10 protein-coding genes and 1 pseudogene are annotated in these 11,280 nt (G+C 67.9%); 9 read left to right on the top strand and 2 right to left on the bottom strand.

The window, feature by feature from the left end:
• Nucleotides 1–44 precede the first annotated feature (44 nt).
• Together QMX79_RS10810 and QMX79_RS10805 are read right to left on the bottom strand one after the other, a co-directional pair.
• Nucleotides 45–638, bottom strand: a pseudogene (locus QMX79_RS10810) (histone); the annotation flags it as partial.
• A 181-nt stretch (nt 639–819) separates the two neighbouring features.
• A complete protein-coding gene (locus QMX79_RS10805; protein ID WP_282246754.1) occupies nt 820–2,973 on the bottom strand; it encodes an adenosylcobalamin-dependent ribonucleoside-diphosphate reductase in 2,154 nt (717 codons plus the stop codon).
• A 256-nt stretch (nt 2,974–3,229) separates the two neighbouring features.
• Here QMX79_RS10805 and QMX79_RS10800 point away from each other — a divergent pair, with 256 nt between their 5' ends.
• The 9 genes from QMX79_RS10800 (at nt 3,230) to QMX79_RS10760 (ending at nt 11,252) form a co-directional block, all read left to right on the top strand.
• Nucleotides 3,230–4,657, top strand: coding sequence for a Do family serine endopeptidase (locus QMX79_RS10800; RefSeq protein ID WP_282246753.1), 1,428 nt, complete (start codon nt 3,230–3,232; stop codon nt 4,655–4,657).
• A 135-nt stretch (nt 4,658–4,792) separates the two neighbouring features.
• A complete protein-coding gene (locus QMX79_RS10795) occupies nt 4,793–5,155 on the top strand; it encodes a hypothetical protein (protein ID WP_282246752.1) in 363 nt (120 codons plus the stop codon).
• Nucleotides 5,156–5,161: 6 nt separating this feature from the next.
• On the top strand, nt 5,162–5,668 hold the full coding sequence (locus QMX79_RS10790) for a phage holin family protein (protein WP_282246751.1): 507 nt from the start codon (nt 5,162–5,164) through the stop codon (nt 5,666–5,668).
• Nucleotides 5,665–6,138, top strand: coding sequence for a protein sip-5 (locus QMX79_RS10785; protein WP_282246750.1), 474 nt, complete (start codon nt 5,665–5,667; stop codon nt 6,136–6,138). Before QMX79_RS10790 ends, QMX79_RS10785 begins: the two co-directional genes overlap by 4 nt.
• 99 nt (nt 6,139–6,237) lie before the next feature.
• A complete protein-coding gene (locus tag QMX79_RS10780) occupies nt 6,238–7,338 on the top strand; it encodes an AI-2E family transporter (RefSeq protein ID WP_282246749.1) in 1,101 nt (366 codons plus the stop codon).
• A 44-nt stretch (nt 7,339–7,382) separates the two neighbouring features.
• Nucleotides 7,383–8,093: an HAD family hydrolase gene (locus QMX79_RS10775; RefSeq protein ID WP_282246748.1), complete on the top strand. Its 711-nt coding sequence runs from the start codon at nt 7,383–7,385 to the stop codon at nt 8,091–8,093.
• A gap of 23 nt (nt 8,094–8,116) precedes the next feature.
• Nucleotides 8,117–9,484: a M17 family metallopeptidase gene (locus QMX79_RS10770; RefSeq protein WP_282246747.1), complete on the top strand. Its 1,368-nt coding sequence runs from the start codon at nt 8,117–8,119 to the stop codon at nt 9,482–9,484.
• A gap of 137 nt (nt 9,485–9,621) precedes the next feature.
• Nucleotides 9,622–10,716 (top strand): catalase family peroxidase, encoded by a 1,095-nt coding sequence (locus tag QMX79_RS10765; protein WP_282246746.1) that lies wholly within the window; start codon nt 9,622–9,624, stop codon nt 10,714–10,716.
• Nucleotides 10,713–11,252: a cytochrome b/b6 domain-containing protein gene (locus tag QMX79_RS10760; RefSeq protein WP_282246745.1), complete on the top strand. Its 540-nt coding sequence runs from the start codon at nt 10,713–10,715 to the stop codon at nt 11,250–11,252. The genes QMX79_RS10765 and QMX79_RS10760 overlap by 4 nt, the downstream gene beginning before the upstream one ends.
• Nucleotides 11,253–11,280: the final 28 nt, after the last annotated feature.

The raw sequence follows: 11,280 nt of genomic DNA, 5'->3' as shown, positions 1-11,280 counted from the left end.
ACGGTCTTCTTGCCAGCGTCCTTGCGGGCGGTGGCCGACTTCTAGGCGACAGCCTTCTTGGCGGTGGCGACCTTCTTGCCCACGACCTTCTTGGCAGCAGCGGTCTTCTTGGTCACGGCCTTCTTGGCAGCAACGGACTTCTTGGCGACAGCCTTCTTGGCGGTGGCAACCTTCTTGCCCACGACCTTCTTGGCGGCGGCGGACTTCTTGGTCACGGCCTTCTTGGCGGTGGCGACCTTCTTGCCGGCAACCTTCTTGGCGGCCTTGGTGGTCTTGGTCACGGCCTTTTCAGCGGCAGCCTTCTTCTTGGCAACCTTCCTGGTCAGCGCGGCGGCCTCGGCCTTGGCGTTGCTCTTGGCGGTTTCCAGCTTCTTCTTGGCGGTGGCCAGGGTCTTGCCGACCGACTTGGCAGCCTTGTCAGCCTTCTTGGCGACGGTCTTCTCGGCCTTCTTGACGGCCTTCTTGACCTTGGCAACCTGGGTGGTGGCAGCCTTGCGCGCGCGCTTGGCGGTCTTCTTCACCGAGGCAACCACTTCTTCAGCGGTGTGGGCGATGGTCTCGCCAACGTTGCCGGCGGTTTCTTTCACAGTTTCCACACCCTGCGACAGGGTCGCGGTGACGCCATTTCCGTTGCTCATGTTTTGCCTCCTGAGGGGCCAGTCAGTGATTTCGCTGGCGATGCTATACCGGCGCGGACGATCGTGGAACGGTCTTGTCGCAGCCCGTGAGCCGCCTTTGTGCTTGCCAGGCCGGCGCCATTAATCCGGCGCGGGTGGGAATCACGCATGAAACCACTTGAAAACAGCTTCCGCTGCGTAATCAGAACTTGCCGTAGTAGCCCTCCTTGAGCGCGTCGAACAGGTTCGCGGCGGTGTGCAATTCGCCGTCATACTCGATCTGTTCGTTGCCCTTTACCTCCACAACTGCGCCGTCCTGGAGTTCGAAACGGTAGGTGGTGTTCTCCAGATCGGCCTCCTTGACCAGCACGCCCTGGAACGCGGCAGGGTTGAAACGGAAGGTGGTGCAGCCCTTCAATCCCTGCGCGTGGGCGTAGCGGTAGATGTCCTTGAACTGCTCGTACGGGTAGTCAGTGGGGACGTTGGCGGTCTTGGAAATGGAGCTGTCCACCCACTTCTGCGCGGCGGCCTGGACATCCACGTGGGCCTTGGGCGAGATGTCGTCGGCGGCGATGAAGTAGTCCGGCAGGCGGGAGTCGTCCTGGTCGGCGAACGGCATCGCCCGTGGGTTCACCAGGTGCCGGTAGGCCAGCAGCTCGTAAGAGAACACGTCCACCTTCTCCTTGCTCTTGCGCCCCTCGCGGATCACGTTGCGGCTGTAGTGGTGGGCGAACGAGGGCTCGATGCCGTTGGAGGCGTTGTTGGCCAGCGACAGGCTGATGGTGCCGGTGGGGGCGATGGAGCTGTGGTGGGTGAAGCGGGCGCCGATCTCGGACAGCTCCTCCACCAGCTCCGGGGCCACGCTGGCGATGCGCTGCATGTAGCGGCTGTAGCGGGCATGCAGCACCTTGCCCTCGATCTGCTGGCCGGCGCGCCAGCCGTCGGGGGCCATTTCCGGGCGCTGGCGCAGCATGGCGGCGGTGACCTCGAAGGTCTCCTGCATGATCGGCGCCGGCCCTTTCTCGCGGGCCAGGCTGAGCCCGGTTTCCCACCCCGCCACGGCCATCTCGCGGGCGATGGCCTCGGTGAACTCGCAGGCGTCGGGCGCGCCATAGGTCATGCGCAGCATGGCCAGGGTGGAGCCCAGGCCCAGGAAGCCCATGCCGTGCCGGCGCTTGCGCAGGATTTCCTGGCGCTGCTGCTCCAGCGGCAGGCCGTTGACCTCCACCACGTTGTCGAGCATGCGGGTGAACACCCGCACCACCTCTTTGTATTCGTCCCAGTCGAACCGGGCCTGGTCGGTGAACGGCTCGCGCACGAAGCGGGTGAGGTTGACCGAGCCGAGCAGGCAGGCGCCATACGGGGGCAAGGGCTGTTCGCCGCAGGGATTGGTGGCGCGGATGTCCTCGCACCACCAGTTGTTGTTCATTTCGTTGACCCGGTCGATCAGGATGAAACCGGGTTCGGCGTAGTCATAGGTGGACACCATGATCATGTCCCACAGGTGCCGGGCTCTGATCTGGCCGTAGACGCGGCAGGCCACCAGGCCATCTTCGCGGACCACGTAGTCGCGGTGGGTGGGCCATTCGCGCCATTGCACGGCGGCCGGGTCGGCCAGGTCGAACTCGCCGGCTTCGTTCCGGCTCAGCGGGAACACCAGCGGCCACTCGGCGTCGTCGTCCACGGCCCGCATGAAGCCATCGGTGATCAGCAGCGACAGGTTGAACTGGCGCAGCCGGCCATCTTCGCGCTTGGCCCGGATGAAATCGCGCACATCCGGATGCGAGACGTCGAAGGTGCCCATCTGCGCGCCACGTCGGCCGCCGGCCGAGGAGATGGTGAAACACATCTTGTCGAAGATATCCATGAAGGACATCGGGCCGGAGGTGTGCGCGCCGGCCCCGGCCACGAACGCGCCGCGCGGGCGCAGCGTGCTGAACTCATAGCCGATGCCGCAGCCGGCCTTCAGGGTGAGCCCGGCTTCGTGGACCTTGCGCAGGATGCCGTCCATCGAATCTTCGAGCGTGCCCGAGACGGTGCAGTTGATGGTGCTGGTGGCCGGCTTGTGCGCCTGCGCGCCGGCATTGGAAATGATGCGGCCGGCGGGAATGGCGCCACGGCGCAGCGCCCAGGTGAAGCGCTCGCGCCAGTGCCGGCGCTTGTCCTCGGTGAGTTCGGCATCGGCCAGCGCGTGCGCCACGCGCAGGTAAGTGGCGTCGATATCCGCATCCAGCGCCTGGCCCTGCTTGGTCTTGAGCCGGTACTTCTTGTCCCAGATGTCCAGCGAGGCCGGCTGCAGCGGTACTTCGCCGGTGGCCAGCTCCGGGGGAATCACGTCCGTTTGCACCGTGCGCATTCGAGGCAGGCTCCATCGCGTGGTCACCGGGTGTGCCCGCTGGCGAACCCAACGCCTTGGGGCACTCTGGGTCGGCAGCGCAACATCTAGTGGCCGACCTGGTTCCAGCTTACGCCGGCACGGGGGCGTGTCAACGGCACGGAAGGTCGCAGCGACGGCCGCGGCCGGGGTCGATTTCATCGCCGGTTTAGCCGTCAGCGCACAGACTCATTCAGCTTGATTTACCGTATACGTGTTTTCCGCCCACCGGACTCCCATGCGACCGCTCCCGACCCTGCTCACGCTCGCGCTTGCCGCCGCCTTCGGAGGCTTTGTCGCTTCCGCCATCAACGCCCACCTGGACAACCGCGCTGAAGCGGCGCCGGCCACGCTGGCCATTCCGGCCACGGCCGCGCTGCCTGCATCGGTGGCCGGGCAGCCGGTGCCGTCGCTGGCGCCGATGCTGGAGCGGGTGATGCCGGCGGTGGTGAGCGTCAATACCAAGCAGGTGGTGCGGGTGCGCAACCCGTACTTCAACGACCCGTTCTTCCGCCGCCTGTTCCCGGAAGTGCCGCAGGAGCGCATCAATGAATCGCTCGGCTCGGGCGTGATCATCGATGCGGCCGAAGGCCTGGTGCTGACCAACCACCACGTGATCGAGAACGCCGACGACGTGCAGGTGACGCTGTCGGACGGGCGCACGGTCAAGGCCGAGTTCCTCGGTTCGGACCGCGACACCGACGTGGCGCTGATCCGCATTCCGGCCGACAAGCTCACCGCGCTGCCGCTGGGTGACAGCACGCAGCTGCGCGTGGGCGACTTCGTGGTGGCCATCGGCAACCCGTTCGGCTTCAGCCAGACGGTCACCTCGGGCATCGTGTCGGCGGTGGGCCGCACCGGCATCCGCGGGCTGGGCTACCAGAACTTCATCCAGACCGATGCGTCGATCAACCCGGGCAACTCCGGCGGCGCACTGGTCAACCTGCAGGGCCAGCTGGTGGGCATCAACACCGCCAGCTTCAACCCGCAGGGCAGCATGGCCGGCAACATCGGCCTGGGCCTGGCCATTCCGACCAACCTGGCGCGCGATGTGGTGGACCAGCTGATCAAGCACGGCGTGGTGGTGCGCGGCACGCTGGGCATCGAAGCGCAGAACCTGACCCAGGCGCTGGCGCAGAACCTGGGCCTGAGCGAAGCGCGCGGCGCGTTGATCACCCGCGTGCTGGCCGGTTCGGGCGCCGCGGCCGCCGGGCTCAAGCCGGGCGATGTGGTGGTGGCGGCCAACGGCCAGCGGGTGGACGGCGCGGTGGCGCTGCACAATGTGGAGGGCCTGCAGCCGGTGGGCAGCGCGCTGACCCTGGACGTTCGCCGCGATGGCAAGCCGCTGCAGCTCAAGGCCACGTTGAAGGAACAGGCGCGCGCGGTTGCCGGTGAATCGCTGGATCCGCGGTTGAGCGGCGCCACCTTCGTCGACCTGCCCGAGACGCTGCGCCAGGCCGGCAGCAGCGGGGTCATGGTCAGCGACGTCAAGCGCGGCAGCCGCGCAGCGAATTCCGGTCTGGCCGCCGGCGATCTGATCATCCAGGCCAGCGTGGGTGAATTCGCCGACCTGGCCAGCTGGCGCGCCAATTTCCAGCAGCGCCCGCAGCAGCTGGTGCTGCGCGTGGTGCGCGGCAATGCGCGCGGCGAGCTGGAGATGCGCTGAACCGGTCAGGCAACCTTCGCATCCGGATCACGCCAGCTGACACCACCTACACCCTGCCAGTGCTATTACCTTGAGTTCGCTTCGACCGGCATGGCCTGCGGTCACCTTCCCCATCGCTTACTACGGAGATACACGATGAGCCCCACCAATACCGAAAACCTCAAGGAACACCTGGGTGAAGCCGGTTCGCACCTGAAGTCGGCGGCCAGCGCTGCCGGCGGTGCGATCAAGGGCGCCACCGGCGCGGCCGGCGACGAACTGCGTATCGGCAAGGCCAACGTCAAGGCCGAGCTTTCCGACACCGCACTGTCCGGGCTGGCTGCTGCTGAATTCGGCGGTGCCGCTGCGAAGGAACAGGTGGATGCGCTGATGGACAAGGGCAAGGACCTGGTCGACAGCGCTGCCGAGCTGATCCGCGAGCGCCCGCTGGCCTCGTTTGGCGTGGCGTTTGCCGCCGGCTGGATCATCGCCAAGCTTGCCCGCAGCGGCGACAAGTAAGTCGGCGTGAGCGATCAAGCACAGTCGACGCCCGACGGTGGAGCGGCAACGCCTCCACCCGATGGCGATGCCGGCCAGCGCGCGCCGCGCCTGGATGAAAGCATCCGCGAGGTCGGCCAGGCCGGCCGCGCGACGGTGGATTCGGCCAAGCACACGCTGCGTTCGCTGCGCCGCTTGGCCTCGTTCGAATTCGCGCTGGCACGCAGTGCGTTCGGCCGCGCGTTGGCCTGGAGCGGGGTGGCGATCGTGTTCGGCGCCTCGGCCTGGCTGCTGCTGGCGGGCACGCTGATCGCGCTGATGCAGCGCTGGGGCCTGTCCTGGTTCCATTCGCTGTTGATCACCTCGCTGGTAAGCCTGGCGATGACCGGCTATGCCATCTGGCGGGTGTCGTTCTTCTTCCGCCATACCGGCATGCATGCCACCCGCCGCCAGCTGTCGCGGCTGGGCCTGTTCGATGAGCCCACCGAAGACGATCCCGATGCGGATGTGCGGGCACCGGAGCGTACGCCATGAAGTTCGAAGCCCTGCGCCACCGCGTCAAGCGGGCTGAACAGGTGGTCGCGATCCGGGTCGACGAGACCCAGTGCAGCTGGTTCACCCTCAGCCAGGCCTGGCGCGAAGGCTGGACTCCCCTGCGCATCATCAGCGTGGGCCTGGCCGGTGGTTTCCTGGCCGGCAAGCTGGAGCCCGGCAGCACCCGTTTCCACGGCGCCCGCTGGCTGCAGATGATCGGTTCGGTGTCCAACCTGCTGGCCAGCGCACAGGCCGCGTTCGCCTCGATGCAGGCCAGCGAGGCGGCCGATACCGCCGAACAGGCCGCCGACAAGGTGGATGAAGCGGTGGACGATGCAGTGGGTCCGGCGCCGGTGACCCAGGTGCGCGCGGCGCCCGCTGCCGCGGCCCCACGGGCCAAGGTAACCGCCACGCAGGAGGCGGCACAGCCGCAGCCGGCGGAAGCGGCCACCGACCTTTCCGAACGTTGATGCATCGCCCCACCCACGGTGGGGCGCTACCGGTTTTCCACCACGCCGCACGCACCCGGGTTGCCCAATAATGCGTCTCCTATCCAGCGTGCGACCTGCATGAGCGTTCCTGCGACCCTCCCTCCCGACGCTCCCCTGCCGGTACCGGTACCGCCGCCGCCGCGTCCGCGCGCGCCGATGTCGCTGGTGGTGCTGGCCATGCTGGCGGTGGCGTTCACCCTGTGGGCCGCGCAGGAAATCATCCTGCCGATATTGCTGGCCATGTTCTTCGCACTGGTCGGCAACCCGATCCTGCGGCTGCTGGGCCGGCTGTGGGTTCCGCGCTTCCTGGCCGCGGTGCTGGTGATCGGGGTGGGATTGAGCGGCACGGCCGCGCTGGGCGTGCAGCTGGTGGGCCCGGCGATGGAGTGGGCGCAGGAAGCCCCGCAGCAGCTGCGCAAGGTGGCCCGCCAGGTGCAGAACCTGACCAAGCCGGTGCAGCAGGCCAACCAGGCGGCGGAGAACTTCGCGCGCGTGGCCGGTGGCGAAGGCAGCCGCCGGGTGCAGGTGGTGCGCACCCAGCTGGATGACCCGTACAAGGTGCTGACCCGGGCGCCTCGGCTGGCCGCCTCGGTGCTGGCGGTGGTGCTGCTGACCCTGTTCTTCATGATCTATGGGCAGAACCTGCAGAAACATGCCATCGCGCTGTTCCCCAGCCGCCAGCAGCAGCGGTTCACCACCGACATCCTGCGTTCGATCGAGCGTGAGGTGTCGCGCTATGTATTGACCATCACCGTGATCAACACCCTGGTGGGGCTGATCTTCTCCGGGGTGCTGTTGCTGCTGGGCATCAGCCTGCAGGAAGCGCTGCTGTGGGGCACCGTGGCGGCGCTGCTGAACTTCGCCCCGTACGTGGGCCCGCTGATCGGGGTGACGCTGATGTTGCTGATGGGCTTCGTGGAGTTCAGCGACCCGTTCAAGGCACTGCTGCCGGCGGCGTGCTACCTGGCCCTGCACACCATTGAAGGCCAGGTGGTGACCCCGATCGTGCTGGGCCGGCAGATGGCCATTTCGCCGCTGATCCTGATCCTGGCACTGATGGTGTTCGGCTGGCTGTGGGGCATGGTGGGCCTGCTGCTCTCGGTTCCCCTGCTGGTCTGCATCAAGCTGGTGCTGGCCCGCCTGGACGGCACCCAAGGGTGGGCCAAGCTCCTGGAGTAGAGCGACGCCCTGCGTCGCTGCCCCCACAGGCGTAGAATGGGCGGGTGAATTTTCCTGTCCTAGCCATCACCCTCGACCTCGACGACACCTTGTGGCCGTTCGCCCCCATCGGCGCCCGCATCGACCAGGTGTTGTACGAGTGGATGCTCCAGCACAGCCCCGCCACCGCCGCGATGTATCCGGTGGCGGCGATGCGCGAACTGCGCGAGCGCTCCTTCCGCGATAACCCGCAGCTGCACTACGACCTGAGCGCCCTGCGCCGGCTCACGCTGCGCGAGGCGCTGGAAAACAGCGGGGCCGACCTGGCCCTGCTGGAACCGGCCTACGAGGCGTTCTACGCCGCGCGCAACCAGGTGGAGTTCTACCCCGATGCGGTGGACGCGCTGGCCCGCATCGCGGCCCGGGTGCCGGTGGCCGCACTGAGCAACGGCAACGCCGACCTGGCCCGGATCGGGCTGGACCACCACTTCGCCTTCCAGCTGGGTTCGCGCGAACACGGCGCGGCCAAGCCGGCCGCCAGCATCTTCCACGCCGCCTGCGACCGCTTGGGCGTGCCCCCGGCGCAGGTGCTGCACGTGGGCGACCACATCGAAATGGACGTGGTGGGCGCGATGCAGGCGGGGCTGCGCGGCTGCTGGATCAACCGCGTCGAACACACCTGGCACCATCCCTCACTGCAGCCTGACCTGCAGTTCGACACCCTGACCGGGCTGGCCGACTGGCTCGATGCGAACGCATCGCTGCAGCACGCCTGACCACGAACGGAGCACGACCCCGCATGACCCAGATCACCGGTTTCACCACCGATTCGGCCAAGGCCCTGCCGCTGCATGTCATGGAGCGCGAACAGTTCGCGGCATGGCGCGCGCAGCAGAGCCCGGCCCTGGTTGCCTGGCTGGATGCGCAGCACTTCAACGGCAGCGGCGGCAGCGTGGTGCTGCTGCCGGGCGAACACGGCCTGGCCGGCGCCATCGTCGGCGTGGGCGACCCGGGCGATGCCTATGCCTACGCGCACGCCCCGTTCGCGCTGCCCGAAGGCAGCGTGTGGCAGCTGGCCGATGCGCTGCCGACCAACATCGAAACCCTGCTGCACCTGGGCTGGGGCCTGGGCAGCTACCGCTTCGCGCGCTACCGCAAGCCCAACCGCGCCCCGGCGCAGCTGGTGGCCAGCCCGGCCGCCGAAGTGCGCGACGTGATCACCGCCAGCCTGCGCGTGCGCGACTGGGTGAACACGCCCACCGAGGACATGGGCCCGCAGCAGCTGGAAGACGCCGCGCGTGAGCTGGCCGCCGCCCATGGTGGCCAGTGCGAGGTGATCACCGGTGATGCGCTGCTGGAGCAGAATTTCCCGGCCATCCACGCGGTGGGCCGCGCCTCGCACCGCGCGCCGCGCCTGATCGCGCTGCGCTGGGGCCAGGCCGGCCGCCCGCACGTGGCACTGGTGGGCAAGGGCGTGTGCTTCGATACCGGCGGGCTGGACATCAAGCCGGCCGATGGCATGCGCAACATGAAGAAGGACATGGGCGGTGCCGCGCACGCACTGGCGCTGGCCGGGCTGATCATGGCCCAGGAGCTGCCGGTGCAGCTGACCCTGCTGATTGCCGCGGTGGAAAACGCGATCGGCCCGGATGCCTTCCGCCCGGGCGAAGTGATCGCCACCCGCAAGGGCCTGAGCATCGAGATCGACAACACCGACGCCGAAGGCCGGCTGGTGCTATGCGATGCGCTGACCTACGCCAGCGAACAGCAGCCGGAAATCGTGCTGGATTTCGCCACGCTCACCGGTGCGGCGCGCATCGCGCTCGGCCCGGACCTGCCGGCGCTGTTCAGCAACAATGACAGCCTGGCCCAGCAGTGGCTGCAGGCCGGCGAAACCACCCGCGACCCGGTCTGGCGCATGCCGCTGTGGCGCCCGTACCTGCGTTACCTGCACAGCGGCATTGCCGACCTGGCCAACGCCGGTTCGCGCATGGCCGGTTCGGTGACGGCGGCGCTGTACCTGGAGCGCTTCATTGCCGAAGGCCAGGTGTGGGCGCACCTGGATGTGTACGCCTGGAATGACGGTGAACGCCCGGGCCGCCCGGCCGGCGGCGAGGCGCTGGCGCTGCGCTCGGCGTGGTCGATGTTGAAGACGCGATACGCGTAAGGCAGGACCGCACAGATCCCCGCCCCGGCGGGGATCTTTCGTTAAACCTTGTCGAAAATGTGAATATCCGGGCGACCGGTGTTCTGACACCATGGCTGCACCCACCCCCTCACGTTCGAGAAGGCAGGTAACGGCCCATGTCGCTCTTCCGCTATACCCGCGCCGGCCGTGAGCCGGACGCCCCGCGCCCCCCGCATTCACCGCTGCTGTGGATCGCGCTGATCGCCTTGATCGCCGGCGCGCTGGTGCTGGCCTTCGCCTGGCTGGCCGGCTGGCTCGGCCGCGACCGCGCCACCGTGCAGACCTTCACCGACACCATCGAAGCCACCGGTGCCAACCACCCCGGGTTCCGCCGTGCGCACAGCAAAGGCGCCTGCGTGAGCGGCAGCTTCCAGGGCACCCCGGAAGGCGCCGCGCTGAGTTCGGCGCGGGTATTCCGCCAGCAGCAGGTGCCGGTACTGGGCCGCCTCTCGATCGGTGGCGGCGATCCGCACGGTGCCGACGCCAATGCGCGCGTACGCAGCATGGCGCTGCAGCTGGTCAGCGATGACGGCCAGGAATGGCGCACGGCGATGAACAGCTTCCCGTTCTTCGCGGTGCCCACCACCGAGGCGTTCCTGGAACAGACCCGCGCCGGCATTCCCGACCCGGCCACCGGCAAGCCGGACCCGGCGAAGATGGCGGCCATCGCGGCCAAGTACCCGTCCGCGCGCGCCTTCGGCGAATGGGCCAAGACCGCGCCGTGGTCCACCAGCTGGGCCAACACCACCTACAACGGGGTGAACAGCTTCCGCTTCACCAATGCCGACGGCCACACCGACGTGGTGCGCTGGAGCATGCGCCCGCTGGCGCCGTTCGAAGCGATGGATGCGGAGCAGCGCAAGCAGGCCAGCCTGGATTACCTCAGCGAGGAGTTCCAGCAGCGGCTGGCCAAGGGGCCGGTGCAGTGGGAGATGTGGGCCACCCTTGCCGCAGAGGGCGATGCGGTGAACGATCCTTCGATTCCGTGGCCGGAAGACCGCCGCCAGGTGAAGCTGGGCACGCTCACCCTGACCGCACTGCAGCCGCAGGCCGGCGGTGCCTGCAACAACCTCAACTTCGACCCGCTGATCCTGCCCAGCGGCATTGCCGGCAGCGATGACCCGATCCTGGCCGCGCGTTCGGCGGTGTATTCCGAATCGTTCAACCGCCGCGAGCGCGAAGTGGCCAGCGGCAAGGAGAAGGCGCGATGAGCCGTGATGCCGGGCATTTCAACCTCACCGCGCGCGTGCTGCACTGGCTGATGGCGGTGCTGATCCTGACCATGCTGTTCGTGGGCGTCACCATGGTGGCCTCGCTGCACTGGCGGCCGATGCTGGTAGACCTGCACCGGCCACTGGGCATCGCGATCCTGCTGCTGGCGCTGGTGCGGCTGGTCAACCGGTTGCGGCATCGGCCGCCACCTTTGCCGGCCGATCTGCCGGCCTGGCAGGCTGCTGCGGCGCACGCCTCGCACTGGCTGTTGTACGGGCTGATGCTGGCCATGCCGCTGGTGGGATGGGCGATGCTGTCGGCCGGTGGCTACCCGATCCAGATGTGGAAAGGCGTGCTGCTGCCGCCGATCCTGCCGCACGACGTGGCGCTGTATGCCGCGCTGCGCAGTGCGCACAGCCTGCTGGCGTATGTGTTGTTCGCCACGGTGGTGCTGCACCTTAGCGCAGCGCTGTTCCACCTGTGGGTGCGGCGCGATGGGGTGTTCCAGGCGATGGCGAAGGGGAAGGACGGGTAACGTCACACGACCAACGGTCGTGTGCTAC

This window comes from Stenotrophomonas sp. PS02300 (assembly GCF_029959395.1).
Lineage (GTDB): Bacteria > Pseudomonadota > Gammaproteobacteria > Xanthomonadales > Xanthomonadaceae > Stenotrophomonas > Stenotrophomonas maltophilia_AD.
Note: the sequence above shows the minus strand (reverse complement) of the source record. Positions and strands in the feature narration are given on the sequence as shown.